The sequence below is a fragment of the Leptotrichia buccalis C-1013-b genome, assembly GCF_000023905.1.
Taxonomy (GTDB): domain Bacteria; phylum Fusobacteriota; class Fusobacteriia; order Fusobacteriales; family Leptotrichiaceae; genus Leptotrichia; species Leptotrichia buccalis.
In genome coordinates, this window is the sequence record NC_013192.1 from 1,417,725 (window position 1) to 1,443,612 (window position 25,888).

Annotated in this window: 28 protein-coding genes, 1 pseudogene and 1 riboswitch; of the genes and pseudogenes, 4 read left to right on the forward strand and 25 right to left on the reverse strand. The window is 29.8% G+C overall.

Annotation, left to right across the window (positions count from 1 at the left end):
* Positions 1 to 11: 11 nt before the first annotated feature.
* The 11 genes from LEBU_RS06615 to LEBU_RS06665 form a co-directional block, all read right to left on the reverse strand.
* Positions 12 to 824 (reverse strand): TraX family protein, encoded by an 813-nt coding sequence (locus LEBU_RS06615; protein WP_015769566.1) that lies wholly within the window; start codon positions 822 to 824, stop codon positions 12 to 14.
* A 21-nt stretch (positions 825 to 845) separates the two neighbouring features.
* Positions 846 to 1,625 carry a DUF6683 family protein gene (locus LEBU_RS06620; protein ID WP_015769567.1) on the reverse strand — a complete coding sequence of 260 codons (780 nt, stop codon included), beginning with the start codon at positions 1,623 to 1,625 and terminating at the stop codon, positions 846 to 848.
* 99 nt (positions 1,626 to 1,724) lie between these two features.
* Positions 1,725 to 2,501, reverse strand: a complete 777-nt coding sequence (locus tag LEBU_RS06625) for a DUF6683 family protein (RefSeq protein WP_015769568.1) — start codon at positions 2,499 to 2,501, stop codon at positions 1,725 to 1,727.
* 96 nt (positions 2,502 to 2,597) lie between these two features.
* Positions 2,598 to 3,428 (reverse strand): hypothetical protein, encoded by an 831-nt coding sequence (locus LEBU_RS06630; RefSeq protein ID WP_015769569.1) that lies wholly within the window; start codon positions 3,426 to 3,428, stop codon positions 2,598 to 2,600.
* Positions 3,429 to 3,629: 201 nt separating this feature from the next.
* Entirely contained in the window at positions 3,630 to 4,433 is an 804-nt protein-coding gene (locus LEBU_RS06635) for a hypothetical protein (protein WP_015769570.1), read from the reverse strand.
* A 104-nt stretch (positions 4,434 to 4,537) separates the two neighbouring features.
* Entirely contained in the window at positions 4,538 to 4,804 is a 267-nt protein-coding gene (locus LEBU_RS06640; RefSeq protein WP_015769571.1) for a hypothetical protein, read from the reverse strand.
* Positions 4,805 to 4,977: 173 nt separating this feature from the next.
* Complete coding sequence (locus LEBU_RS06645; RefSeq protein WP_015769572.1) at positions 4,978 to 5,220, reverse strand: hypothetical protein; 243 nt, start codon at positions 5,218 to 5,220, stop codon at positions 4,978 to 4,980.
* 85 nt (positions 5,221 to 5,305) lie between these two features.
* The gene (locus tag LEBU_RS06650) at positions 5,306 to 5,569 is read right to left on the reverse strand and encodes a hypothetical protein (protein ID WP_015769573.1); all 264 of its coding nucleotides are present in this window, start codon (positions 5,567 to 5,569) and stop codon (positions 5,306 to 5,308) included.
* A gap of 74 nt (positions 5,570 to 5,643) precedes the next feature.
* A complete protein-coding gene (locus LEBU_RS06655) occupies positions 5,644 to 5,922 on the reverse strand; it encodes a hypothetical protein (protein WP_015769574.1) in 279 nt (92 codons plus the stop codon).
* A 27-nt stretch (positions 5,923 to 5,949) separates the two neighbouring features.
* Positions 5,950 to 6,483, reverse strand: a complete 534-nt coding sequence (locus LEBU_RS06660) for a hypothetical protein (protein ID WP_015769575.1) — start codon at positions 6,481 to 6,483, stop codon at positions 5,950 to 5,952.
* Positions 6,484 to 6,727: 244 nt separating this feature from the next.
* Positions 6,728 to 7,246, reverse strand: coding sequence for a hypothetical protein (locus tag LEBU_RS06665; RefSeq protein ID WP_015769576.1), 519 nt, complete (start codon positions 7,244 to 7,246; stop codon positions 6,728 to 6,730).
* Positions 7,247 to 7,479: 233 nt separating this feature from the next.
* Between LEBU_RS06665 and LEBU_RS06670 the strand changes: the two genes are divergently transcribed.
* Positions 7,480 to 8,076 carry a CPBP family intramembrane glutamic endopeptidase gene (locus LEBU_RS06670; RefSeq protein WP_015769577.1) on the forward strand — a complete coding sequence of 199 codons (597 nt, stop codon included), beginning with the start codon at positions 7,480 to 7,482 and terminating at the stop codon, positions 8,074 to 8,076.
* A 59-nt stretch (positions 8,077 to 8,135) separates the two neighbouring features.
* Here LEBU_RS06670 and LEBU_RS06675 read toward each other — a convergent pair whose 3' ends face one another.
* From LEBU_RS06675 to LEBU_RS06705, 7 genes are all read right to left on the reverse strand, one after another.
* A complete protein-coding gene (locus tag LEBU_RS06675) occupies positions 8,136 to 8,747 on the reverse strand; it encodes a PepSY domain-containing protein (protein WP_015769578.1) in 612 nt (203 codons plus the stop codon).
* Positions 8,744 to 10,108, reverse strand: a complete 1,365-nt coding sequence (locus tag LEBU_RS06680) for a sensor histidine kinase (RefSeq protein ID WP_015769579.1) — start codon at positions 10,106 to 10,108, stop codon at positions 8,744 to 8,746. The genes LEBU_RS06675 and LEBU_RS06680 overlap by 4 nt, the downstream gene beginning before the upstream one ends.
* On the reverse strand, positions 10,095 to 10,778 hold the full coding sequence (locus LEBU_RS06685) for a response regulator transcription factor (RefSeq protein WP_015769580.1): 684 nt from the start codon (positions 10,776 to 10,778) through the stop codon (positions 10,095 to 10,097). Before LEBU_RS06685 ends, LEBU_RS06680 begins: the two co-directional genes overlap by 14 nt.
* Positions 10,778 to 11,002 (reverse strand): hypothetical protein, encoded by a 225-nt coding sequence (locus tag LEBU_RS06690; RefSeq protein ID WP_015769581.1) that lies wholly within the window; start codon positions 11,000 to 11,002, stop codon positions 10,778 to 10,780. Before LEBU_RS06690 ends, LEBU_RS06685 begins: the two co-directional genes overlap by 1 nt.
* Complete coding sequence (locus tag LEBU_RS06695) at positions 10,993 to 11,691, reverse strand: DUF2628 domain-containing protein (RefSeq protein ID WP_015769582.1); 699 nt, start codon at positions 11,689 to 11,691, stop codon at positions 10,993 to 10,995. Before LEBU_RS06695 ends, LEBU_RS06690 begins: the two co-directional genes overlap by 10 nt.
* A gap of 24 nt (positions 11,692 to 11,715) precedes the next feature.
* On the reverse strand, positions 11,716 to 11,946 hold the full coding sequence (locus LEBU_RS06700) for a hypothetical protein (RefSeq protein WP_041760594.1): 231 nt from the start codon (positions 11,944 to 11,946) through the stop codon (positions 11,716 to 11,718).
* 506 nt (positions 11,947 to 12,452) lie between these two features.
* Positions 12,453 to 13,805, reverse strand: a complete 1,353-nt coding sequence (locus tag LEBU_RS06705; RefSeq protein ID WP_015769584.1) for a M18 family aminopeptidase — start codon at positions 13,803 to 13,805, stop codon at positions 12,453 to 12,455.
* 327 nt (positions 13,806 to 14,132) lie between these two features.
* Here LEBU_RS06705 and LEBU_RS12270 point away from each other — a divergent pair, with 327 nt between their 5' ends.
* Positions 14,133 to 14,276, forward strand: a complete 144-nt coding sequence (locus LEBU_RS12270; protein ID WP_238974540.1) for a CRISPR-associated endonuclease Cas2 — start codon at positions 14,133 to 14,135, stop codon at positions 14,274 to 14,276.
* A gap of 595 nt (positions 14,277 to 14,871) precedes the next feature.
* On the opposite strand, the gene dapA is transcribed toward LEBU_RS12270, so the two are convergent.
* The 4 genes from dapA to lysA all read right to left on the reverse strand — a co-directional run bounded on the left by dapA (position 14,872) and on the right by lysA (position 19,361).
* The gene (gene dapA / locus LEBU_RS06710; RefSeq protein ID WP_015769585.1) at positions 14,872 to 15,756 is read right to left on the reverse strand and encodes a 4-hydroxy-tetrahydrodipicolinate synthase; all 885 of its coding nucleotides are present in this window, start codon (positions 15,754 to 15,756) and stop codon (positions 14,872 to 14,874) included.
* A gap of 127 nt (positions 15,757 to 15,883) precedes the next feature.
* A complete protein-coding gene (gene dapF, locus LEBU_RS06715; RefSeq protein WP_015769586.1) occupies positions 15,884 to 16,735 on the reverse strand; it encodes a diaminopimelate epimerase in 852 nt (283 codons plus the stop codon).
* A 64-nt stretch (positions 16,736 to 16,799) separates the two neighbouring features.
* Complete coding sequence (locus LEBU_RS06720) at positions 16,800 to 18,017, reverse strand: aspartate kinase (RefSeq protein WP_015769587.1); 1,218 nt, start codon at positions 18,015 to 18,017, stop codon at positions 16,800 to 16,802.
* Between the two features lie 33 nt (positions 18,018 to 18,050).
* Positions 18,051 to 19,361 (reverse strand): diaminopimelate decarboxylase, encoded by a 1,311-nt coding sequence (lysA, locus tag LEBU_RS06725; RefSeq protein WP_015769588.1) that lies wholly within the window; start codon positions 19,359 to 19,361, stop codon positions 18,051 to 18,053.
* 483 nt (positions 19,362 to 19,844) lie between these two features.
* A riboswitch (Lysine riboswitch) is annotated at positions 19,845 to 20,020 on the reverse strand.
* Positions 20,021 to 20,294: 274 nt separating this feature from the next.
* On the opposite strand from lysA, the gene LEBU_RS06730 reads away from it, so the two are divergent.
* Both LEBU_RS06730 and LEBU_RS12275 read left to right on the forward strand, forming a co-directional pair.
* The gene (locus LEBU_RS06730) at positions 20,295 to 21,662 is read left to right on the forward strand and encodes an MATE family efflux transporter (RefSeq protein WP_015769589.1); all 1,368 of its coding nucleotides are present in this window, start codon (positions 20,295 to 20,297) and stop codon (positions 21,660 to 21,662) included.
* A gap of 308 nt (positions 21,663 to 21,970) precedes the next feature.
* Positions 21,971 to 22,129: pseudogene (locus LEBU_RS12275) on the forward strand (IS5 family transposase); the annotation flags it as partial.
* A gap of 61 nt (positions 22,130 to 22,190) precedes the next feature.
* On the opposite strand, the gene LEBU_RS06735 reads toward LEBU_RS12275, so the two are convergent.
* From LEBU_RS06735 to LEBU_RS06745, 3 genes are all read right to left on the reverse strand, one after another.
* Positions 22,191 to 22,910 carry a DUF4846 domain-containing protein gene (locus LEBU_RS06735; protein ID WP_238974541.1) on the reverse strand — a complete coding sequence of 240 codons (720 nt, stop codon included), beginning with the start codon at positions 22,908 to 22,910 and terminating at the stop codon, positions 22,191 to 22,193.
* A gap of 436 nt (positions 22,911 to 23,346) precedes the next feature.
* Positions 23,347 to 24,444: an RNA-guided endonuclease TnpB family protein gene (locus tag LEBU_RS06740; RefSeq protein WP_015769591.1), complete on the reverse strand. Its 1,098-nt coding sequence runs from the start codon at positions 24,442 to 24,444 to the stop codon at positions 23,347 to 23,349.
* Between the two features lie 225 nt (positions 24,445 to 24,669).
* Positions 24,670 to 25,851, reverse strand: a complete 1,182-nt coding sequence (locus LEBU_RS06745) for a VWA domain-containing protein (protein WP_015769592.1) — start codon at positions 25,849 to 25,851, stop codon at positions 24,670 to 24,672.
* Positions 25,852 to 25,888 lie beyond the last annotated feature (37 nt).

Consider the following 25,888-nt stretch of genomic DNA (forward strand, 5'->3'; position numbering starts at 1 on the left):
ATTGGCTTCATTTAATTTCCATAATTCTTACCTATCAAAGAAATCAGATATATCATGAAAGAAATATAAATCGCCACTATCATTAAAAGATGCAATGGATAAAAGAAATAAAACATATATTTTGTAAATCTGTTATGAATACCTTGTTTCCCATTATAAAGCCATATTATCGGCAGTGAGAATATCGTAAATATCTGTGTTTTTATAAATATCTCATTTCCAAAAAAGCTAAACGGAAATTCAAGTCCAGGCATAATAAATACGTTTAGAAACACCATTAATACAGCCTGAAATATTATATTCCTGTAATCTTTCCCCCTGAAAAAATAGAATATCAGAATAATTGCAATCCCATATCCTAAATAATCACTTCTTGCAAAATGTGCAATTACGATGGTTAAAATACTTATAGCAGCTTTTGCAAAAAATTTTATTATTTTATTCAGATTTTCTGATTTTTCTGTCTTTTCCAGTAAATTCATTCCACATAAGGCAATTCCGAAAGTCCATAATACATTGTTATATGGATAAAATACCATTACTTCTCCTCTTAATGCCAGACTTGCAAAAAGATTGAACGGAATTTCCGAAATAGCTGCAAAAATAAAAATACGTATTAAATATTTTTTTCTGTTTTTAGTCCTGTAAAATCCTTCCGTAAGCATAAAGGCAAAAATAGGAAAGGCAAGTCTTCCAAGCACATTTAACCATATCTGATTAGGAAAAAATATATTCCACAGATGATCTGCCACCATAAATGTCATTGCTAGAATATGCAGTGTAAAAGAATTTATCCCTTTAGAAAATATAACTTTTTTATCCATTTTCACTCCTATTCTATTATTTTAATAAGAAAGTCCTGATGCCGTTATTCTCACTTTGCTTGCACTTACTCCAAGAAGTCCCTCAAGCACCTTTTTACCAGCCTGTCTTAATTGAGCCGTAGTTTTTGCATTTGGACTTTGCTGATTTTCGGACTGACTTACAGCCAAAGTCATCCCTATTATTACCATTTGATCATAAATATATTTTTTTTGACTGTCGCTCATTTTATCAAATTCAGAAACACTTTGCATAGCTTCTTTAAACTGATTTGCAATAGGTTTCATATAACTGTCATTCAAACTGACATTGTTATAAGCCATATATGCTCCTGCTACAACAGCTGCCATTCCTGTTGATAAATCATTTGTAGGTATTCCTACAGAACGTGCTACTTGAGGGAATGAATCCTGTAATTTTTTCAATATAGGTTTCACTTGGGCTCTTTTATTTGAAGGATATTGAAGAACTAAATCATCTAATCCTTTTGTATTTCCATCAGGTTTAAATGTTATTTTAGCTTTTTTTGTAGAAGTAGCTGTCTTAGCACTTGTCGATGAAGATGTATTTTTTTTATTCGACGATGTTTTTTTTGACATTAAATTATTATATTCGTCTTCTCCATACATTTCCTCATATCTTTCTCTATTTCTTTTTTCCTGTTCTCTTGCATTTTTGAGCCCTTGATTAGCCATCCATTGTGCATTATAATCAATAAAAAAACCGTAAGCCTGATTTGAAATTCCAAAACTTAATGCTGCTATTACTGTTAAAAATATTTTTTTTATTTGCTTAACTTTCATAATTTCTCCTCCCGAATTAAATTATATATTTTCATATTTTTTGTTTTTTATTATCACTATATACTATAATAAAACTTCTTATTTTTGCAATTATTTATTTTAAAAAGAAAGTCCTGATGCCGTTATTCTCACTTTACTTGCATTTACTCCGAGAAGTCCCTCAAGTACCTGTTTACCTGCATTTCTTAACTGAGCGGTAACTTTTGCATTTGGATTTTGCTGATTTTGGTACTGATTTACGGCTAAAGTCATTCCTATTATTACCAATTGATCGTAAATGTATTTTTTATCACTGTTACTCATTTTATCAAAGTCATCTACACCTTGAAGTACTGTTTTTAACTGATTTTGCATAGGTTTCATATAATCATCATTCAGACTTACATTGTTATATGCCATATATGCTCCTGCTATTGCAGCTGCCAGTCCTGAAGACAGGTCATTTGTAGGTATTCCTACTGAACGTGCTACCTGCGGGAAAGAATCCTGCATTTTTTTCAGATATGTTCTTGCTTCCCCTCTCTGTTTTGACGGATAGTTATTAACAAAATAATCAAGTCCTCTTGTATTTCCATCCGATTTAAAAGTAATATTTGCTTTTGTTGTTTTTGGGGCTGTAGTTGAAGTTGCTGAACTTCCCGTTGTTTTTGTAGTTGTTTTTTTAGAATTTGATTTTTTCTTTGAAGAATAATCTCCTTTTTTAATGTGGCTTATTACTTCACTACCAAGTAAATAATTTCTTGTACTATTTATCACATTGTTTGTATAGTTAAAACTGTCTGACATATCATAATAAAATGCCTGTGCAGGCTGTGATACAAATATTCCCACTCCAATAACTGCTGTAACAAATAGTTTTTTCAAATTTATTTTCATAATTATTCCTCCTAAAATTTTATTTTTTTATGATTTCTATTATTTGATTATACTGTATATTTTTTAGATTAAAAGAACATTAGAGCTTTTTCCTTTCTATTTATTTTTTGATGTTTTTTTAAATATGAGATTACTCTCAGGAACTCCGATATAAAGAATTTGCTCATTATCCATAAACGTTATTACATCGGCATTACTTAAATCATATAAAAAATCTTTATCACTGTCGCTCAGTTCACTCTCTTTTTTCAGCAGATTGTTCAAATTATCTATTTCAAAAGAAATCCTGTGATTTTTTAAGAAATATTTTCCCGAATATTTTTTTCCATTTTTTCCTATTATGACAACATTTCCTTTATCAAGTTTTATTGAAATTTTACTGTTTTTAAGTTCAAGCCCTGCAATATTCACAAGTGTCCATTCATTAGCCATTATTTTTTTCTCAAAATCTTCAATATTACTAAAAAATGAAAATCTTTCTTTATATTTTTCTTTAGAATATTTTTCCATATTATTTAACATAAAGCTATCCCCTTTTTCAAAGCTGTTTTTCAAAAAATCGGGAGTATCCTTTCTGTATATGAGATATACAGTTTCATAATTTTTGTTATCCACATAGACAGGATAATAGCCGTAATCAGAATTTCCTAATGACAGCATAGGCGAAAGGATTGCTTTAACTGTTCCATTTTTGAGATTCTGCACCATAATATCATTGTCCTTATATTCAGTCGCTTTGAAAATAGTATAAGTGGGAGAATGCTCCATTTTTCCGGCAAATTCCCTGTCAATCTCATTGGATACACCTACTTCTAGTATATATCCCTTGTCTATTATGTCTTTTTTTGAAGGTTTTCCACAGGAAATAAATATCATTCCAAAAATTAGAAAAATCATAAATCCTGTCAATTTTTTAATTTTTATCATGCTGTTTTCTCCTTCCTATCAATAAATTTACACCAAGCCCCACAAGAAATATTACATCCAATAAACCTATGGCAAAATAACCATAATAAGTTGGTAAAAATTCTTCATCTCCTGCTGATGAAACTAAATATTTATACGATATTAAAAATATTAGTATTTTTAATATTCATTAAACATCAATATTTTCAACAGTTTTAAAAACTATTCTTCTCCATAAAGTTTCTTTTTATTATCTGAAAAAACATTTAAAATTAATATTATTGTAAATATTACAACAACAGATGATGTTAAATAAAAATAATAATTAAACACTACTTCCTGCATATTTGCATTTTGCATTATTTCTCTTATAAATCCAGAGAGCGTTTTCATTTTCCAGCCTTGACTTGTTTGAAACAGATATAAATCCAAAAATAGTCCAACAAAATAAAAAATTATCATTAGAATTATTGAACTTACGCCAGCAAAAATTATTGCAAATAGACTTTTTTTCTTATTATTCTCGTAAACTTTAATCGAAAATAAACACATTGTCAACAAAAATCCAATTAACTGCATCCCTTTTATTCCTTCTAAAATTCCTGTTTTAAAAAATATAGTAATTTTATCACTCAAAGAAATACTTCCAATATTTTTAATTATCGAATTTATCATCGAAAAAGTCACTCCAAGTGCAAATAAAACAATAGTTATCACGATTATAACAAACGTCCAGAATTTTATTTTATTCAAATTCTCCTTACTAAATCTAGTCTTCATCATTTTTATAAAAATAACACTCAATATAATCAATACAACAAGTCTAAATAACGTCTGAATAAGTGTTACTATTTCTCCAGCTTTCAAATTTCCTGTTTTTGCCACACTATTGAAATAATAACTGCCAAAAATACCTCTTTGAAAAATTAAAACACTCCACGTAAAAATCATTATTCCAACTATTTTAACAGCTCCCAATAAAATATCAGTAAAATTCCTATTTTCTATTTTTTCAAAATTTCTCATAAAAACCTCTATTATATTTTAAATTTTTGCAAATCAACGTTTATAATTTTAAGTATGATTTATTTCACTTAGAAACTGTAATCTTTATAATCAAACCAGGCATACTACAGTATTTTTTCTTTCTGATTAGGATATTTCCCAATAAGTTCTGTTGCTATTGCCAATTCTTTTATTACTTCACTAAGCCACATATCTTCATCAGCTTCATTATAATAAATTTCATATTTCTCCATTTTCTCTCTCGTTAGGTAATCACCAATTTTCAAATCTTCTGCTAGAAAATACTTCTCATCTTTTATATCAATCTTTATAATTTTTCCAGTTCTTGGATTTGAAAATAATGAATATTTCTGTCCCTTGTCTTCATACAACAAATACTGATAATATTTTTTTAGATTTCTTTTCTCTGATGCAGAAATTATTTTTTCAATGTGATTTCTTAATTTTATTCCGCTATATTTACGGTTAATTTTAATATTTTCATCTAGTTTGACTTCAATTTTCCCAGTATCGAAATATCTCTTTAAGATTTTTTCAATTAATGTTAATTCATTACACCAATTATTGTTAAAATTATCAAAGCCTTTTTTCCTATTCCTACTTTTACATAAAAATATGATAAAAATATATTAAGCAAAATTAATATAAGATTGTCCGAGTATATACCTCCAATCATTTTCAAATTACTTAAAACTGATACTTCTAATACAGCCAGAAAAAATAGTACCAGAATATTAAAACAGAGCAGATGAATAAAATATAGGCTTCCAAAAAATATTTTTTTCATTTTTACCTCCCTGTTCAAACACTAATTCATCAGTTATTTTTCAATTTTATGATATGTAATACAGATTAAAATAAAATGAGAGCTTCTACTTTACTTTTTTCTTTCTATAGATATAAAACCAGGCTGCAAGAAATATAATTGATGGCAGTAATGACATAGTATAATTCCCTTTTCCAGTGTGCCCTATTACTTCACTACCAAGTATATAATTTCTTGTACTGTTTATCAGATTGTTTGTATAGTTAACATTGTCTGACGTATCATAATAAAATGCTTTTGCAGGCTGTGATACAAATACTCCTGCTCCGATAATTGTTGCAATAAATAGTTTTTTCAAGTTTACTTTCATAATTTTTACTCCTTGCTTAAAGTTATTTTTTAATTTTGTGATATGTAATTCTAATTAAAATAAAATGAAAGTTTCTACTTCACTTTTTTCCTTTCATAGATATAAAACCAGGCTGCAAGAAATATAATTGAAGGCAGTAATGACATATTGCCGTTTGTTTTATTGCTATTATTAAAAACTTTGTTATGATTATCAAAAGTTTGCTGCAAAAGATTTTCCCGTAACGTATCGCTTGGCAAATTTGTAGGATCCATATAATAATCATACCCCATAAATGCGTGTGATTGTTGTGATATAAAAATCCCTGCTCCAATAATTGCTATAACAAATAATTTTTTAAAATTTAATTTCATAGTTCTTTCCTCCTAAAATTTGATTTTCTACATTTTCTGTCTTTTAATAAAACTTATTACAAAAAAAACTATTCCTACAGCTAAAAGAGGAGTATTTTTTATTAAAATTCCAATAGCCAGAGCGTATGTTCCTCCCCATGCAAATTTTTTAACAAAGCCATGTTCCTCTATCTTTCTATCAATTTTCGCTTCCATTTCTTTTAGCTTCAAAACCATATTATCAACCTTTTCTGCCATTTCCTTTTTATTTTCCCAAAGTATCTCGTCATCTTTTGTTGCAAATCCCCAGCCACTTTTCAAAAGCATATTAATATAAATCCTATTATATAAAAAACTAAATACCACCAATATCAAAAACATTAGTAAAGGCAACATCATATGGGATATAACCATTATTGTCAAAAGCATCCAGCCGGTATTCCAGTCTTTCCTATAAAACGGAACAAGAAAACCGAAAAAGAAAGTTACCCAGGAAAATCCAATTTTCACTATCTTTATCTCCTCTTCTTTGCTCAATGTTATCTCTTTCTTGAAGTACCTATTTCTACTATTCATTTCCATATCTAAAATCCTCCCATCATGTTTTTTTATATAGAATTTAAAAATCTTATTTCACTTTAACAATATGCTTTTTAGATTAAAGGAATATTAGAGGAAAAAATTATTTTTATTTTTTGAATAACAAGATTTGTAATTTTCTGAATGTGAAATGCAATAAAAAAATGTTTAATAAGATTATACAAAAAAAATGAGAAAATTAAATACAGGGATTTACGAAAATGAATAATCCCTGCAAAAATAAAAATTAATAGACTACTTTCAATCCTTCTTCCTCCAGTTCCTGCTGTCTTATTTCCAGAAACTGAACATTTATCATATAGAGAATTTGAAAAAGTTCATCATTTGTGCTGATTGAATTATCTATAAAATCTCCAATAAATAACATATCCTGAAAAGCGAGCGCCTTATTTGTCGGAAGTTCCAGTAAATAATAGTCTCCTTCTTCTTTATTTATTGTCTGTTTTGTAAGATATTCGACTGCATAGTCTGAAGCTGTTATATAACGGTACATATCGCCATCATATTTACACCTCATTTGAAATACGACAAGCCTTCTTTCCTTTAATGCTTTAACAATTTCAGGATTTGCCACTTCAGGCGGTATTTCCTCATCTTTATATTTTTCTGTATCTTCATAAATTAATCTTGCTTTACTGTTTGTTTTTAGCTCCTTAGGAATATAGCACATGATTTTTTCAATCTGTTTCGCAGAGAAACTTAAACTAGAAAATATAAATGCCAGTATAACAATAATTTTTTTCATTTTATTTCCTTTCATATATGCAACATAAAGTAAAAATTTGATTTTAAAGTTATTTAAATACATTATATAACAGAAAAAGGTTTTTCTCAAATAAAATCTTTAAAAATGGCTAAAAGTTACTTTACTACAAAATAAAATAAATAAAAATAGAAGTAAAATATCTCTCATTTTATTTTAATATCTTAATGATAATATATTTTACAAGAAAAATTTAGGAAAGGGGAACAATCAAAATGGAAAAAAATATTAATAAATTTAAAATGGAAGAATTGGGACTGCTGATATTAAATACAGCCTGCTACTCAGCATTAGTTATCACATCTGTAATAATTTTGCTGACAGTTTTAAGTTCTTTGTTATCAAAAAAGATAATTCTTGCCGATTATTCAAAACAGTCTTTTGAAGTTAATGAACTGCTTAAATTTTTAGTATTTTACCCTATTGGGGAAGAGCTCTTATTGAGAGGACTAATACTTCAATTTTTAAAGAAAAAGACAAAATATGCCAATTTAATTCAGGCTGTAATTTTTGGAATACTTCACCTGAATCCAATTAAGATTATATACACAACAATATCAGGTATCTTTTTCGGAAATGTGCGACTAAGACCCAGTCCAATCTGGTGGACAATTTTACTGCATTCAACATTCAATCTTGTTTCAATATTTCTATATAAGCCTTTTATAATTACAATTGAAAAGATATTTTATCTTCAAAATATGCCAATAATAACATTAATTATTGTATTTATTCCACCTTTATTTATATTTGATTATACTCTTAAACAACTTAAAAATAAATTTAATTATGAAAAACTTTACAAAGCATAATTTTTTAACAAAAAAATATCCTCTTCAGTATATTAAACTTTAGAGGATATTTTACTTTACTAATGTTCATTTACTTCCCATTTTATTACTTCACCTGTTATAGCATCAATGTCAAACTTATACTCTGTATTTTTATATACAATTCTTCCTTCATAAATCTTTCTTCCTTTTTCACTATCCAGCTGAATATTTGTAACATTGATTTTTTTTGCACCAGTAATCCGTGCAACTGCTATTTCTTTCGCTTTTTCAATTCCAATATATTTTGGTGTTTTTCTTATTTCTGTATCGCTTCCATTTGTATTAATGATTTTACCATTATCTCTTATTGTTGTTGAAGCCGATATTCGGTCTTTTTGACTGTAACTCAGAACTTTTCCTGTATTTGCATCAATATTGTATTTATATTTTTTTCGTTCTGTATAAAATTCTATTTCATAAATAAATTTTCTATTTTCTTTATCTAAACGAATTTTAGTCATTTTTGCAGAATTTTTTGCCACTTTTGAATGATTTAACGCAAGCTGCTTTGCCTGTTCAATCGAAATTTTCACATCAACATTCAAAACTCTTACTGTTTTAGTCTTTTTACCTGTATTTCCATTTGCAAAAACTCCTGTCATTATGATAAAAAATACTATAAGTAGTTTTTTTAAAAAATTATTTTTCATTTTCTCTCCTTCTTTAACTTAAATATAAACGAACTTCCTTTTCCAATTTCACTTTCTGCATAAATTTCTCCTTTGTGTGCCTCTATAATCCATTTTACCATTGATAATCCAAGCCCTAGATTTTCTGTCGTTCTGGAACTTTCAACCTGATAAAACCGTCCCCAGATTTTAGGTATATTTTCTTTTTCTATACCGATTCCATCATCAATAACTTTACATATTGCAAAATCTTTATCCTGCGTTAATTTTATCCATATATTACCGTTTTCGCGGCCATAGTTAATTGCATTTGAAATTAAATTTACAAAAATTCTCATAATCATCGTCTCATCACCAACAATAAAAATATTTTCCTCTATTTCAGAATGAATTTTTATATTTTTACTGTCTGCATTATGTTGCTGGCTGTCAGCAATAAGATGTGTCATTTCACTAATATTTATTTTTTCAAAATTAAGTTTCTGATTACCTCTGTCCATTCTTGATAAAGTTAGAAGCTGTGAGATTAATTTTGACATTTTTTTAGTTTCATCCAATACAGAAGAAATTGTATCTTTTGCATTTTCTATTGAAGTTAGATTTTCAAGACCGTATTCACATTCAGAAATAATAATTGCTACAGGTGTACGCAACTCGTGTGAAACATCTGATGTAAACTGCGCTTCTCTTTCAAAGGAGTTTTGCAGCCTGTCAAACATTGTATCAAATGTATTTGCCAAAGTATAAATTTCATCATTTCCTTCTCCAATGTTAATTCTTTGTGTCAAATCGTTTCCTTCATTGATTTTTTCCACTGCTTCCCTTATTTTTTCTATTGGTTTAAATGCTTTCTTTGTTATAAAGTATCCGCTTATTGCCGAAAATACAAGGAAAAACGGTAATACAATCAAAGAAATCAAAACAATTGTTTCAATAACATTTTCCACTTCTGTTGCAGGAGCAATTCCACGAATATGAATAATGCCATAGCCTGAAAAATTCTTTTTACTGTCAAAAATATACCATTTTTTATTTTTATGTTTTATAATTCTCACATCATTTTTATCGGAAAAAGTTTCATCATATTCAAAATCCAGCGGAATATCCCCATAAATAAATCCTGTTTCATCATCATAAACCGACAAATGGACATTATTGTTAAAAATAATAAAATCATTGTCAATCGTAAGTTCACCATCATAAACTTCAATTTCGTCGAATGCCGAAACTACAGAACTTTTTAAATTTTTATAAGCGTCTGCACGTACAAGATTTTCACTGATATAAATTATTGTTATAAGAAATATGACTATAAGACTTATCATAAGACCGATATACCAGAAAGTTATTTTGGACTTTATAGAAAGTTTATTCATTTTCATTATCAACCCTCAGGACATAACCCAATCCACGAATGGTATGAATAAGTTTTGGAGTATAGCTGTCATCAATTTTTTTCCTCAAATATCTGATGTAAACATCTATAACGTTGGTTCCACCTTCGTATTCATAATTCCATATATGGTCTTCTATTCGTTCTCTTGGTAAAATTTTCCCTTTATTCCGTATCAAATATTCCAAAATTGAATACTCTCTGCCTGACAGCTTTATAAGTACACCATCTCTAAAAACTGTTTTAGCATCAAGATCAACTTTAAGATTAGCTACTGTAATTACATTGTCGGCATTTCCAGAATTACGTCTTAAAAGCACACGAATACGAGCCATAAGTTCTTCAAAGATAAAAGGCTTTACAAGATAGTCGTCTGCTCCATAATCTAACCCTTTCACTTTATCATCTATATTGTCTCTTGCAGTTAAAAGTAGTATCGGAACTTTATTTTTCTTTGCCCTTATTCTTTTAATCACTTCAAATCCATCAAGTTTTGGAAGCATAATATCTAGAATTATTGCATCATATTCAGTTCCTTCCACATATCTGATTGCCTCTTCTCCGTCAAAACAGCTATCAACTCCATAGTATTCCTTTTCTAGCTTTTTTGTAATAAGGCCATTTAACTTTTTTTCATCCTCTACAACTAGTAATCTCATTATCTTTCACTCTCTTCCGTTTCCATTAGTGTACACTGATTCTTTTCACAAAATAATTTTAACTGCTCCATTCCTATTTTTTTCTCACACTTTTTCAAACTTTCTGTAAATAATTCATCTTTATTATACCTCATAAATACCATTAAAAACATAGAAAGAATAAAAAATTTTTTTATTAGGTTTCTATAATTTTCAGATTCAATTAAATATTTTCTTATTTCCATTTTATCTTATCCTTATTTTTTACTGCCAAAAATGTTCCTCCGCCTGTCAACCCTGCTCCTAAAAGAATTAAAATAATATTTGCTGTGAAAACTCCTAAAACAAGCGAAACAAATCCTCCACCAATTAACCTTGCTACAAATTTCTGAATCGTACGGTTTTTATAATTCATTTTCGGAACATTTGGATTACCATTATGGAAATTATCAGTATTCATATTATCCATACTGTTATTACTCGTATCATAAAAATCATTACCACTATCACTTTTCTTAAATTCAATAACCTCAGTTTTTTCTGATGGCTGCATCTCGTAATACTCAACTTCTTTTGCCATTCTTTCCCTATTATTTTCATAGGAATTATTTTTGTCATTAAAAAGAATTCTATTCATTCTCAGAACCTGTGCATCTTCTTCTGTAAACGGATGCCATCCTTGTTTAATCAGCATTCTAACATACATTTTATTGTATAGAAAACCGAATACCATTGATAGAACAAATATCAATGGGAAAAATATCATACTTGCCACACCAATTACGGCAAAAGAAATTCCAGCCACCATATAATCCCCTTTAATTAATGGATATATAAATCCTAGAAAAAATGCCCCCCATGAAAATCCAAATTTCACTTCTTTTCTTAAAACTCCATTTTCTAAAACTGCTCTTTTTCCATCTACTTGTTTCATTAATAATCATCTCCTTTTATTCTATTATTTTTCAATATATGGCTCACTTAAGAAAAAATTACCATAATCTCCCACTCTTACTCCTTTTAATTTAGGATTTACAAGATAATATCTGTATACATCGTCGTCAATTAATAAAAATGGAATTTTTTCGGCTAAAATTCTATCTATTTCTGTAAGCATTTTTATCTTATTTTCTTCTGTATCTTTTTCCACTTTCAAATCCTTCATTCTTGTTTGTTCTGATATTGGCATTGAATTTGCTATTTCAATAAATTCATAGTCAGTATTTTTTCTCTTATCTTCAAGTTTAAGAGCATAAGTTTTTTCATATTTTTTGATATATTTTGAAATTATTTTTACTTTTATTACCAGATACTTATCTTCATAAAATTTTTGCTATTTTTCCATTTACTGAGAGTTCCCAAAAAATCTTCTAAAGTTATAAGCAATACATTAGAATACTTAAAATTATCCTTTAAATAAAAAGTAATTTTTTTCATAACTTTTGACCTCTTTTCTAAATTTTAAAGTATTGAAAGATATTCATATTTTCAAAAATATGATATTATTAAAACATTAAAATAAAATGAGAGTTTTAATTTTTATTGATTGCATAATAAAAAAAGCCGAATAAAAATTCGGCTAATTTTTTTGTATAATATATTTATCACATACATTATGTAAAAAATATGAATTTAATTTCCTTAAAAATAAAAAAGATAGTCAAGGTTTGACTATCTCGCTAAAAATAATACTTTCTATCTTTTTGAAAAAAATTCTTTCGCTAATTCCTTCAAGTAAAACACATCAAAAATTCCACATAACTCACGTACCGAGTGCATCGCAAGCATCGGAACTCCCAGATCTACTCCATCTATATCCAGATGTGTTGATGAAATTGGACCGATTGTGCTTCCTCCAAGCTCGTTTGACTCATTAACAAAAGGCTGAATCCGTATCTCTGTTCCTTCAATAAGATGTCTGATTACCGCAATTGAATATCCATCAGAAGTATATTTCTGTTTTGCACTTATTTTTATTGAAATCCCTTCATTTATTTTTCCACGGTTTGTAGGATCTGTTTTTCCTAAATGTGCAGGGTGTGCTGCGTGTGCCGCATCAGCTGATAAAATATAAGAACTTTCTAGCATTTGTAAAAAATCGCTTCTATCAAGCCCAAGTGCTAACGAAATTCTTTCAAGCGTATTTAATAAATAATTGGAATCTGCCCCCTGTTTTGTGGCACTTCCTATCTCCTCATTGTCAAAAGCTACAAAAATATTGATTCTATCCTGATTTTCTTCAGCTTCTACAAGTCCGATTATCCCTGTATAGACAGAAGCAAGATTGTCAAGTTTTGGTGACGACATAAATTCCTCATTTACTCCCAAAAGACATCCTTTTTCAGTTGCATATAAATACAAGTCAAAATCAATTATATCTTCTTTTTTTATCCCTGTTTTTTCCAAAATAACTCTCTCAAGATATCCTTTTTTCTCAAAATTTTTATTAATAAGTGAAATTACAGGCAAAACATCATTCTGTTTATCAATTTTTACACCGTTATTGACTTCTCTATTTTGATGAATTGCAAGATTTGGTATTGTTAAAAGTGGTTCGTCTATCTTAATCTTTACAGTTTTTGGAAAAAATGGATCTTCTCCTTTCACAATAACACGTCCAGCAATGGAAAGCGGTCTATCAAACCAAGTACTTAAAATAGGCCCTCCATAGACTTCTGTATTTAATCTCACTATATTTTCCGTAACTATTTCAGGATTGGGCTTTATTCTGAAACAAGGAGAATCCGTATGTGCTCCAAAAATCTTAAAACCTTTTTTCACATCAAAATTTTCTCCAACTGTAAAAGCAATTATTGTGGAACTGGACTTTTTAAAAAAATACTTCCCTCCCTTTTTAATTTCCCATTTCTCACGTGGCATAATTCTCTCGAATCCATTTTCATCTAAAATATCCGAACAATTTTTCACAACGTGATAAGTGCTTGGACTTTCATCAATAAACTCAATAACTTCCCTTGCAAAACTTTTCACTTCCATTTCAATAAAATTTTTCTGTATCTCTTCCAGCTCTTTCGTTGTGTGTATCATCTTTATTCATTCCTCTCGATTTCTAATTTCAATTATTTAAAAACATTTCCCTATTAACAATATTGTACCCCATAATTTCAGATAATCAAAAAAAATTTTGATATTTTTTTAAATTTTTTTCTTCTTGCGTTATACTATTTCCCATTAAATTACAAATTATTATATTTATACTATTCCCAATTTAAATAGCGAATGTTTAGATTTTTTAGATGAAAATTTTTTCCATAAATTTTTTAAAAATAGCTTTACAGTTGTCGTAATTTATGATATTATAGATGACAGGAGAAGAGTTTTTCTAAAAAACTTCTAAATTCTTTTGGGAATAGAATCCAAAGATCAGCTTTTGAATGTTTATTGACTAGAGAAAAATATGAAATTCTTTTAAAAAAAGTAGAAAGATTTGCACAAAAAGGTGATGTAATAAGAATACACATACTTAACCAAAATGCAAAAATTGCCACGATACTGTAAAAATGGGACTTAGAACATATTTTTTACTTTTTCGGAAAAGAAAACTGAAAATTTAAGCAAGTCTCACGCAAATAGTCAAATAACATACCATAAAATAAGGGTTTAATTGCAGGTAGGGTTATATAACTCCGAGAGGAGACGGATACTTTCTAAGATCAAATTCTAAGTTTGTATGGTTATCGAACAAGTCTAGTTATATACTCCGAGAGGAGACGGAAACTAAGAAAGCAGAAATAAATTATGTTTTAAAATTAAAAATGTCTATAATAAGGCATTTTTTTATTTAGTATTTTCCAAATTTAATACTATTCCCCATTAAAACAATGGAATTTTTATAATTCCGTTTAGCAAGGGGTCAAGACCCCTTGTCAGAAAGTAAAGATGAATTTTTAACAAATTTTTCTAAAATCAAAAATAATAAACACTGATTTTATCGTGATTTGTATAATTTATAAAATCAAAAAAATATTAAAAATAACATAAATTTTAAATTTTCAGACACAGCCTAGCAGAAAAGGCAAATATTAATAATAAAAAAACTGGATTTTACTCCAGCTCTTTTCATAAACTAAAAATTTTTTCAATAAACAAAAAACTATAAAATTCCTTTTTCTTTAAATACTTTAGTCAATTTTCCATACGTATCTGCCTCAGCCGCTACTAATGGCAATCTCACTATGTCATTATCCATTTTTCCAAGTATCTTCATAGCTGCTTTCACAGTTACAGGATTTCCTTCTACAAACATATTTCTACTTACATCATACAGTTTTGTATGCAGTTCAAATGCCTTGTCAAAGTTCTTGTTTAAGAATGAACTGATTAAGTCGCTCATTTCCTGTGGCATTATGTTAGCAACTACTGAAACGACTCCTTTTGCTCCGATTGACAGCATTGGCAGGATTAGGTGATCTTCTCCTGAAAGAATTTCAATTTTATCTCCGCATAAATCCTGAATTCTTATCATTTGTTCAAGGCTTCCTGTTGCTTCCTTTACAGCTACAATTTCAGGCAGTTCAGCCAGTTTTGCAATTGTTTCCGCTTCAATGTTTGTTCCTGTTCTTCCAGGCACGTTGTAAAGCATTATAGGGAATTTCGCTTCTTGTGCAATTGTTTTATAATGTTCGTAAAGCCCTCTTTGGCTAGGTTTGTTGTAATATGGGCAAGTGCTTAGTGCTGCATCTGCTCCTAGTTCTTTTGCGTATTTTGTGAGTTCTATTGCTCTTGTTGTGCTATTTGATCCTGCTCCAGCGACTACTTGTATTCGTCCCCTTACTTCCTCCACAACAATTTTTATCACTTTTTCATGTTCTGCAAATGTTAAAGTTGGAGCTTCTCCAGTCGTTCCACAAGGTACGATTCCAGATGTTCCATTTTCAATGTGATAATTTACCAATTCTCTCAATTTATCCTCATCCAATTCCATCCCATTGTTTTTAAATGGCGTAATTAACGCTACATATGAACCTTCAAATTTCATTTTATACCTTCTTTCCCTTACTTAATTTTTTTATTTTTACTTTATTTACTTCTAAATTAAACTAAAATATACCTAAAAATGATTATTTGGACATTTTCAAATAGGTTTTAATTAACTATGGAAATTATTATCTTTGATATTTATACAATCCCTCAGCAATTTTTTCACTAGGCCCTGTCATAAAGGCATCATTTTCTCCACCTTCATACTCAATAACAAGCTGTCCACCTGGAACTTTTACGTTCACTTTTGTATCAACAAATCCAAAAGTTTTTGCTAGTACTGCCGAAGCAGTTGCACCTGTCCCACAAGCCAATGTTCTTCCTGCCCCACGTTCCCAAGTGATTACTTCCATATGTTCCCTGTTATACACTTTGACAAAGTTCACGTTGACTTTTTTCGGAAATAAGTTAATATAATTCTCAATTTTTTTACCAAATTCATCAATATTGTAATCATTAAAATCATTTACAAATATTACAGAATGATCTGTTCCCATAAAAATATACGAAATTTCAATTTCTTTTCCGTCAATATTGATTTTTTCTCTTAAAAACTGCTCTTTTTCAGTATTTATTAATTCTTTTACATTAAAAACAGGTTTTCCCATATTTACTCTAGCCGAAAAATCATCTTTTTCCTCATCATAATTCACTTTTATCGTCAAATCCCCGGGAACTGTTTTTACAACAAATTCATTACCTTCAACCAAATGATTATTTACAAGATAGTTAGAAAAACATCTTATCCCATTTCCACACATAGGAGCCTGACTTCCATCTGCATTAAAGAAAAACATAAATGGCATGCTTGCCACATATTTCAAAATAATCAGCCCATCCGCACCTATTCCGAAATGTCTATCGCAAACCTGACTTGCAAATTCCCCATATTCAGGTATCCCCTTTTCGATCAAGTCCTTTTCCGCAACAATAACAAAATCATTCCCTGCACCTTGATACTTCTCAAATTTTAACATTTCAAAAACCTCCCTTTATTTTTTTTAATTAACAATTTTTATTTTAAAATTAAATACATTTCTTTTATAAATCAAACTCTTTAGCAAACAATTCTGCAATTCTTTTTCCCATAACCTCATCTACAACTAGTGAAATACTTATTTCAGATGTAGAAATCTGATGAAAGCTTATGTCATTTTCCGCTAAAGTTTTGAACATTTTTGCGGCTACTCCAATGTTGCTTATCAGTCCAATTCCTACAATTGAAACTTTTGTAACGTATGGATTAATTATGAACGATGTTTGTGGAAATTCTGATTCTATTTCTTCTCCAATTTTTTCGAGTGCCGCTATATCTGTTTTTGGACAAGTGAAGGCAAAACTTCCGTGATGACTAGTTACGTCATTTTGACTTATCATATCAATGTTTATTCCGCTTGCTTCTGCTTTTTCAAAAATTTCATAGATATTTTGTGCATTTGTTGTAATTTCTTCTACATTTACCATTACCATATTTTCATTGATTGATACTCCTGTTATGACTTTTTCTTCCATTTCCTTATTCTCCTTTACTTTTTCTACTGATGTTATTATCGTTCCATTTTTTTCTCCCAGCGATTTTCCAACATAAATTTCTACGCCATATTTGCTTCCCAGCTCAACAGCTCTTGGCTCCATTACCCCAGCTCCCAGAAAAGCCAGCTCCATCATTTCATCGTAAGAAATTACAGGTAATTTCTTTGCTTTTTTATAAACTCTAGGATCAATTGTATAAATTCCGTCAACATCTGTATAAATCTCACATTTTCCACCAAGCGCCGCCGCCAGTGCAACTGCAGATGTATCTGAACCTCCACGCCCTAGCGTTGTCACATCTCCCGCTTCATTAATTCCTTGAAATCCAGCTACAACTACGATTTTTCCTTGAGACAAATGTTCCTTTATCTCTTTCCCATTTATATCTGCAATTTTATTTTTCGTATAATGTCCGCTAGTTTTAATTCCAGCTTGTGCTCCTGTAAGCGAAATAGCTTCATATCCTAAAGTCTGTAAAGCTATGCTCAAAAGAGCAATTGTCTGCTGTTCTCCAGTCGACATAAGCCTGTCCATTTCCCGAGAATCAGGTTTATCTGTAATCTCTCTTGCTAATTTAATCAAAGCATCTGTGGTTTTTCCCATTGCAGAAACCACAACAACTACATCATTTCCAGCATCTTTCACGCTTCCCAGATATTTTGCAATATTCATTATTTTCTCAGTTGTAGCAACCGAAGTTCCGCCATATTTATGCACGATAATCACAATAAATTCACCTCTTCCTTTCTTATTCTTTCTTTATAATTCAAAAATTTCATCATTTCTAATCAAATCATCCAATGTTTCCCTTTTTACCGCAACTTTCGCTTTTCCATCCTTTACAAATACAACTGCTGGACGCATCATTCTGTTATAGTTGCTTGACATTGTGTAGCAATATGCTCCTGTTGTCGTTACCGCCACAATATCTCCTACTTCCGTTGATTTTGGCAATTTTCCTTTTTCAATGATAATGTCTCCAGATTCACACAGCTTTCCTGCCAAAGTTACATCTTTTACATCGGTATCATTTATCTTATTTACAACTCCAGCCTCGTATTCTGCCTGATATAATGCCGTTCTTATATTGTCCGACATTCCTCCATCTATAAACACATACGTTTTTCCACCAACTGTTTCCTTAATTCCTCCAACTTCATACAAAGTCGTTCCCGCATTTCCGACAATGCTTCTTCCCGGCTCAATACAAAGTTCCTTAAATCCAATCTGATATTTAATTTCCATTGCTTCGGTATACGTTATTATTTCACTCAGAACTTCCTCTATCGGTTTTGGATCATCACCTTCCTTATAGTAAACTCCAAATCCTCCACCCATATTTACCGTGTGAACTACTATTCCCAATTCTTTTTTCAATTTATCCAAATATTTAAAAATTTCATCAAGTGCAAATATAAAGAACGCCGACTGGAAAATTTGTGAACCAATGTGTGTATGGAAACCTTTAAATTCAATCCATTCACTGTCATTCAGCCTTTTTATTATATCAAACAAATTATCCTGAAACAATGAAATTCCAAATTTTGAAGTAAGTCCAGAAGTCTTGATATAATGGTGCGTATGTGCCTCTATTCCTGGATCAATTCTCACAAGTACAGCCTGCTTCTTCCCTTTCTCACGGCAAATTCTCTCAATTTTATCAATTTCGTCCTCATTATCAACAACAATCGTATCAATCCCAAAATCAACAGCCATTTCAATTTCGTTCACCAATTTATTATTTCCATGTAAATGCACTTTATTCATTGGAAATCCAGCCTTGTAAGCAGTATAAAGCTCTCCGCCTGAAACAACATCCAAGTCCAGCCCTTTTGATTCAACCAGTTTAATCATCCCTGTTGACAAAAATGCTTTTCCAGCATAAGCAATTCTCGTGTTAAATCTTGACGACTTAAAAGCCTTTTTCATCTTATCTATTGTTGTTTCAATAAATTCCTGATCCATTACATAAAGCGGTGTTTTAAACTCCTTCACAAGTTCAGTTGTATCCACTCCTCCTATTGATAAATTCCCTTTTTCGTTAACTTTTGATGTTCCAAATAATTTCATATTTTTACAGAAATTTTTTATTTTCATTAATTTAACTTTAAATATTAAAATTTATTGTTTTTTCATTTATATTTCTTAATTTTTTACTTAAAAATTTATAATAATTATAAAAAAATCTATATTTACAATACAAAATAAGTTAAAAAAACATTTACAACAATAAAATTTAAAATAAAAAATCCCCTTCTCCTTTCAGTAGTTTTGATAGCCATTTGTAAAAGTCTAAACATCCCAATAAACACAGTATTTTTTATGACTGATTTTATTGTTTTTCTCGACTCTCTAACAAGGGGTCTTGACCCCTTGCAGTTATAAATACTGTTGTTATTCAATATTTATCATTTTTACTTTTACAATCGCCTAGTAGTTTTGATTCTGGATAATAAAAAATGCTGATAACAAGCATCAGCATATAAAACATATATCTAAAAATTTTTATTATTTTTACTTTAAACTAAAAAACTTAAAAAATTTATATGAATTATATCTGACAGCTCCCCATTATCCATTGATAATGACAGTCCTATGGATATTTTCCATAGCCCCAGCAATAAAGATAGTCAATCCTTATGCTTCGGCAATTATTCCTTTCAACTTATTTCACAGAATTGACTTTTCTCCGTAAATTTACTTTTAATAATTGCACCTCTATCATATATATTCATTATTATAACTAATTTTTTCACATTTGTAAAGCACTTTTGATAAAAAACATCCATAAAATAACAATTTTTTTAACTTCCAACATATTTCCTAAAAATTTAGAGTTAAAATAATAATTTAAAGTAGAATAGCACTCCTTACTATAAATTTACCTTGCAATGTGATAAGTTCCAATAATTATGGTAAAAATTATCAAATAAATTAGTTTTAAAATCCTAGAAAAAATGTTATAATATAAAATACAACAATTTTTGAAAGGAGAAAAATAAGATGTTGTTTAAAGTTCAATCCAACGAAGAGCGACGTAAAATGATTTTAAATGGAAAAGTTATAAATACTTTGCTTTTTTTATCTGTTCCAACATTGCTGGTCGGAATTATTCAGGCACTTATCCCGCTTTCTGATAGCTTATTCCTGAATAGGCTGACAAGTGTGGAAGTTGCCAGTTCTGTTACATTTAGCCAGCCTGTACTGAATATTATGATTGCATTGTCGCAAGGGCTGGGTGTGGCTACTCTTGTTATGTTGGGACGGCTTTATGGAAAAGGGCGAATGCTGGCGTTAAAGGAAACTATGCTGCAGATTTTTGTGTTCAGCTTTATCATTGGGCTTTTTCTTATTCCAGTATGTGTGTTTTCAGCTTTTGTAATTTCTAAATATACAACTTCTGAAATTCGTGATAATGTTTATATTTATATTTCACTTTATTCGCTTATAATGCCTTTTGTATTCTTAGCCGCTATTTATAATTCTTCTAAAAATGCGATTGGAAGACCTGAAATTACGTTTATTAGAATTTTTTTATTATTAATTCTGAAAATAATTTTTAATTCAATTTTTTTATATGCTTTAAAAATGGGAATCACAGGTGCTGTAATGGCTTCACTTTTTTCATATGTAATTGTTACGATTTGGATGTTTTATGATTTATTTTTAAAAAATGGAGATATAAAACTTAATTTACGAAGTTATTCAGTAAAATTGCCGATTATTAAAAGACTTCTAAAAATTGGGCTTCCTTCAATGTTAAACTATGCTTTCCTGTATCTCGGATTCTTTCTCATAAACAAGGAAATGGAAAAATTTGGAGCAATCGCCTTAAATGCACAGGGAATTGCTTCCAATATCAATGCAATCTGCTTTATTCTCCCATCTTCAATCGGAACTACAGTTTCATCAATGATTAGCATAAATATGGGAGTTGGGAATATAAAAAAATCAAAGGAAGTATTCAATGTTGGATGGCTTACCGGAGTTACCATTTCAGTTTTAACAATTTGCTTAATTTTGCCAATTTCATCTACACTCGTGCTAACTTTTACAAAAGTTCCCAAAGTAATTGAAATTGCTGATAAAGCTTTACACATTTACACGTATTCCGTAATCGGATTTAGCATTTTTATGATATCCCAAGGAGTTTTTATTGCACTTGGAAGAACAAAAGTTCCTTTAGTTATGTCAATTTTAAGAATATGGCTATTGCGATACATTTTTATTCTAGTCACTCAAAAGTATTTGGGACTTTACTCTATTTTCTGGGGAAATCTATTTTCAAATACATTGGCAGGAATAATATTTTTCATTTTAGTTAAAATTATTAACTGGAAAAAAGGAGGAATTTCGGAGTTGGGCAAATAAAAGTTGTAGTCTAGCCATAGTTATTGCGTAGCAATCTTGCCACAATTTTAATTATCAGGATAAACCTTTATTGCAAGATAAGGATTTGCAGCAATGAGTAATCCTGCGAAAAAAAAGAAAAAAACTAGGGTCAGATGAACAGCATATGTTTCCCAAAGCTAAGACAGGACGTCCAGGCAAGGATTTACGCCTGATTGTTCAATGCTGTGCTATAGATTGCCTGCAGTAGTGCAAACGTTTCGATTCATGAAAGATGGTCATTCCCGTTTCTGCAAATGGCGTGACGAGGAAACTCTACTTAAAAAGGATGGAAATGCGATTACCATATCTACAAGGAAAGACATCTTGTGGAATGTTTTTTCAATAAGTTTAAACAGTTCCGCAGAATAGGGACACGCTATGATAAGCTGGCAAGCACATTCATAAATTTTATTTATATAGAATGCATAATGATTTTAATAAAATAAATTTAAGTAATCATTAAAAATATCATTGATTTTGAGTTTTCAGACACTCCCTAAGTAAAAACTAAAATTTTCGTAATTTTTCAATCGGAAACTTCCATTCAGGTGTTACAAGTACATCTTTTCTTTTCAATGAATACCAAACTCCACCATTTTCTGGGTTTACCAAAATTTGAGTTTGCTGTGCAGGCATATATGACTGAGCAAGCATAAATATTTTTTCACCTTTTTCATTTTCAGCCATATCCACTACAATAACAGCGTGTCCTGGACTGCCACCCATAATAAATACATCTCCAATTTGCATATTTTCAATTTTTTGCGGTATCATTTCCTTTTCAAGCGACAATGTTCCAGCATATCCAAAAACAATATTCATAAAGTTTCTAAAATCCTTGTATGTATTAGATGGAGCAGATTTTTTGTAATAACTTCCTTTTCCATTAGGATTTATCCGATAGCCTTGCATCCATTTGGAATACTGTGCATTAAATCCTGTCACAAATTTAAAGTTGATTTTATTATATTCTTTTTTCCTGTAAAAATATTCCGCACGTAAAAGCATTATCGCATCAGCACATTGATGTAAATCTCTATCTCCTATCTCCACATCAAATACACTGTCATAAATCCCTTCACTTCGTTTGTAATTTCCATTGAAATATTGTACTTTTTCTCCATAAGGCTTTAATTTCTGATTTCTTAAAAATTCAGCAAAACTGCCTTTTTCTACCGCTATTCTTTTATAACCTTGTGGAACGCCATATCTCGTTTCTATCGTCATTCCTCCTGAATTTATCAATTTTTCAGATTTAATATTTCTTTCTGAATTTATTTCTTTAGACTTATCTTTCACTTCATTACTACATGCAAATTGAAAAATTATTAATAAACTCACTCCAGCAAGTAATTTCCATGATTTTTTCTCTTTTAAAAAAAACATTCTCAACAACTCCTTCTAAAATACTCAAAAAATAATTATTTATTATTGGGATTATTTCCGTACCCTTTCAGTAATTCATCATTTTCCATGATAAATGGTCTAGCTACAGGCTATCCCCATGCAGTATTATTTATTCATAAGATAATCATTCAATTCTGTTCTGTTGGTGAACTACTCCCGCTTTTAGAAGCGGAAGCTTCTTGGGAAGTATCTTCTTTTGTTAGCCAAATATATTTACCAAGCTCTTCGGGCAGTTCCTACCCTGTCTTTTTATTTCCTAATATTTCAACATCTCTTTTCCAATGTTTTTTATATTCAGTGCCGCATTGTAATCTCTATCAATCTCAATTCCACAGCACTCACATTTATAACTTCTTTCTGATAATTTCAGTTCCTCTTTAACATTTCCACATTTACTACAAGTTTTCGACGACGGAAACCACTTATCTATTTTTAAAAATTGCTTTCCTAAAAACATCAACTTATACTCAAGCATCCTCAAAAACATTCCCCATCCATTATCTCCTACACTTTTTCCAAAATTTAATGTCTGGCTCATCCCTTTCATATTCAAATCCTCAACAACCACAGCATTATACTCTTCAGATAATTTTTTCGATAATTTATGCAAGAAATCTCTTCGACAATTTTTGATATACTCATGTAATTTTGATATTTTCGATCTTTGCTTATACCAATTTTTAGAAAATTTTACTTTTCTTGATAATGATTTTTGTAATTTTTTCAATTTTTTCTCCAACATCCTAAAATATTTTGGATAATCAGCCCTTTGATTTTCAGAACTGACAAATAATTCAGACATTGAAAAATCAAGTCCAATCACTTTATCATTACTTGGCATTTTTTGAATTTTTTTTTCAAATTCCGTCAAAACAGAAACATAGTAATTTCCATTACTATTTGTCAATGTTACCGACTTTATTTTATAATCCTTTGGTATTTCTCTATGATATTTCAATTTTACTTTTTTCAATTTTGGCAAAACCAAATATTCGTTTTCCTCAATTCGTATCGAATTATTTACACAATTTGTTGTGTAGCTTTTAATATTATTCTTTTTAGATTTGAACTTTGGAAACTTCGCTCTCTTCTGAAAAAAATTTGTAAACGATCGTTTTACATTCAATTGAGCATTTGAAAGTGCCAGACTGTCAACTTCTTTCAAAAATTGGTTTTCACTTTTCAAACTGGCAGGTGTAATTATTTTATTTTTTCCGGTTTTTTCATAAATTTTATTAGCAGTATACAAAATTGTATTGTAAACAAAACGAACACATCCAAAAGTCTTGTTTATCAACAATTCTTGCTCCTTATTTGGATAAATCCTGTATTTGAATGCTAAATTATATTTCACAAAATTACACCTCCTTTTGCTTTTGAATATTATTTTTAATGACTTCTCTTCAATATTTTATACAAAAATTGTATCATAAGTGTATTCTTTTTTCAATTTTTTTTACAAAAAAATCAATTCATTTCCCACTTATAGAAGTCAGAGATTTCTTGCTATCTTTTTATTAAAAAAATGTAAATAGCCAAAATATAAAAATTTTATTATCTACTTTTATTATATTCGATTTCATTTTTTCTTTTCAAACTCTTTCTCAAACGAACTCAAATCCATATTTTTCAACACTCTCTCAAGTAAAAGCGGCAATTTTTCAGGATTACAAGCAAAACACGGAATTCCAAGTGAAGCAATTTTTCCAGACATTTGTGAGTCGTAATAAGGTTTTCCATCTCCAGATATTGCTAAAAGACAAACTACTATTACTCCCGAATCTTTCATTTCTTGTAATCTTCTTAACATTTCACCACGATTCCTACCTTCAATTAAATCAGAAATTAGAAAAAATATTGTTTTTTTCGGATTTTCAATATATTTTGTACAATATTTAATTGATTTATTGATATTTGTTCCACCACCTAGCTGAAATCCGTATAGCAAATCAACTGGATCATCTGATTTTTCTGTCAAATCCACAATTTCAGTATCAAAAGCTACTACTCGTGTTTTCAGTGAAGCGATACTTGCTAAAATACACGCCATTACTGAAGAATAAATTACAGATTCTCCCATCGATCCACTTTGGTCAATATCCAAAATGACTGTAAATTTACTTGTAGGGTTAACGCTTGCTCTCTCAAAAAAATAATAATGCTCTGGAACAATTTTTTTTAATTCCCTGTTGTAATTTTTTATCCCTCTTCGTATCGTTGTTTTAAAATCCAAAGATGACGCAGATGGAATTGGCGAGTGTTGTTTCTTGTTAAGTGCTGCTCTAACTGCTCTTCTAATATCACTTTCCAACAATTTATTAATTTCCTCTACAATTTTTTTTATAAAATTTCTAACACTTTCTTTACTTTTTTGTGGAATTTGCTCTTTCAAAAGCATAATTGTTGAAGCAAGGTTTATGTTAGGCTCTACTTGATCCAATATTTCAGGCTCAAAAAGTAATTGTTTCAATCCACATCTTTCCATCGCATCCGTCTGAATAATTTTCACCAACTCTTTATCAAACAAAGTTCTAACATCTCCGAGCCATCTACTAATTTGCGGATTAGACGGACCTTGCCCAGCAGAATCTCCACCCATAAATTGTCCTGTCGGATTATAAATCGTATCCAATGCCTTATCCATCAACCAATCTTCCTCTGTAAAACTTGGAATAGCTTCTGAATCCATAGACGAAAATTCTTCTTCTGTATCTTTTCCAAGAATCAATCGCCAACGTTTTATATTTTCTTTATAGTCCATTTTTACACCTCCTTAATATTTTATTATTTTATCAATT

Excerpts from the sequence above, each read along its gene's own strand:
- LEBU_RS06615 (WP_015769566.1), bottom strand. The coding sequence starts at position 824 with ATGGATAAAAAAGTTATATTTTCTAAAGGGATAAATTCTTTTACACTG.
- LEBU_RS06620 (WP_015769567.1), bottom strand. The coding sequence starts at position 1,625 with ATGAAAGTTAAGCAAATAAAAAAAATATTTTTAACAGTAATAGCAGCA.
- LEBU_RS06625 (WP_015769568.1), bottom strand. The coding sequence starts at position 2,501 with ATGAAAATAAATTTGAAAAAACTATTTGTTACAGCAGTTATTGGAGTG.
- LEBU_RS06630 (WP_015769569.1), bottom strand. The coding sequence starts at position 3,428 with ATGATAAAAATTAAAAAATTGACAGGATTTATGATTTTTCTAATTTTT.
- LEBU_RS06635 (WP_015769570.1), bottom strand. The coding sequence starts at position 4,433 with ATGAGAAATTTTGAAAAAATAGAAAATAGGAATTTTACTGATATTTTA.
- LEBU_RS06645 (WP_015769572.1), bottom strand. The coding sequence starts at position 5,220 with ATGAAAAAAATATTTTTTGGAAGCCTATATTTTATTCATCTGCTCTGT.
- LEBU_RS06650 (WP_015769573.1), bottom strand. The coding sequence starts at position 5,569 with ATGAAAGTAAACTTGAAAAAACTATTTATTGCAACAATTATCGGAGCA.
- LEBU_RS06655 (WP_015769574.1), bottom strand. The coding sequence starts at position 5,922 with ATGAAATTAAATTTTAAAAAATTATTTGTTATAGCAATTATTGGAGCA.
- LEBU_RS06660 (WP_015769575.1), bottom strand. The coding sequence starts at position 6,483 with ATGGAAATGAATAGTAGAAATAGGTACTTCAAGAAAGAGATAACATTG.
- LEBU_RS06665 (WP_015769576.1), bottom strand. The coding sequence starts at position 7,246 with ATGAAAAAAATTATTGTTATACTGGCATTTATATTTTCTAGTTTAAGT.
- LEBU_RS06670 (WP_015769577.1), top strand. The coding sequence starts at position 7,480 with ATGGAAAAAAATATTAATAAATTTAAAATGGAAGAATTGGGACTGCTG.
- LEBU_RS06675 (WP_015769578.1), bottom strand. The coding sequence starts at position 8,747 with ATGAAAAATAATTTTTTAAAAAAACTACTTATAGTATTTTTTATCATA.
- LEBU_RS06680 (WP_015769579.1), bottom strand. The coding sequence starts at position 10,108 with ATGAAAATGAATAAACTTTCTATAAAGTCCAAAATAACTTTCTGGTAT.
- LEBU_RS06685 (WP_015769580.1), bottom strand. The coding sequence starts at position 10,778 with ATGAGATTACTAGTTGTAGAGGATGAAAAAAAGTTAAATGGCCTTATT.
- LEBU_RS06690 (WP_015769581.1), bottom strand. The coding sequence starts at position 11,002 with ATGGAAATAAGAAAATATTTAATTGAATCTGAAAATTATAGAAACCTA.
- LEBU_RS06695 (WP_015769582.1), bottom strand. The coding sequence starts at position 11,691 with ATGAAACAAGTAGATGGAAAAAGAGCAGTTTTAGAAAATGGAGTTTTA.
- LEBU_RS06700 (WP_041760594.1), bottom strand. The coding sequence starts at position 11,946 with ATGCCAATATCAGAACAAACAAGAATGAAGGATTTGAAAGTGGAAAAA.
- LEBU_RS06705 (WP_015769584.1), bottom strand. The coding sequence starts at position 13,805 with ATGATACACACAACGAAAGAGCTGGAAGAGATACAGAAAAATTTTATT.
- dapA (WP_015769585.1), bottom strand. The coding sequence starts at position 15,756 with ATGAAATTTGAAGGTTCATATGTAGCGTTAATTACGCCATTTAAAAAC.
- dapF (WP_015769586.1), bottom strand. The coding sequence starts at position 16,735 with ATGTTAAAATTTGAGAAGTATCAAGGTGCAGGGAATGATTTTGTTATT.
- lysA (WP_015769588.1), bottom strand. The coding sequence starts at position 19,361 with ATGAAATTATTTGGAACATCAAAAGTTAACGAAAAAGGGAATTTATCA.
- LEBU_RS06730 (WP_015769589.1), top strand. The coding sequence starts at position 20,295 with ATGTTGTTTAAAGTTCAATCCAACGAAGAGCGACGTAAAATGATTTTA.
- LEBU_RS06735 (WP_238974541.1), bottom strand. The coding sequence starts at position 22,910 with ATGACGATAGAAACGAGATATGGCGTTCCACAAGGTTATAAAAGAATA.
- LEBU_RS06745 (WP_015769592.1), bottom strand. The coding sequence starts at position 25,851 with ATGGACTATAAAGAAAATATAAAACGTTGGCGATTGATTCTTGGAAAA.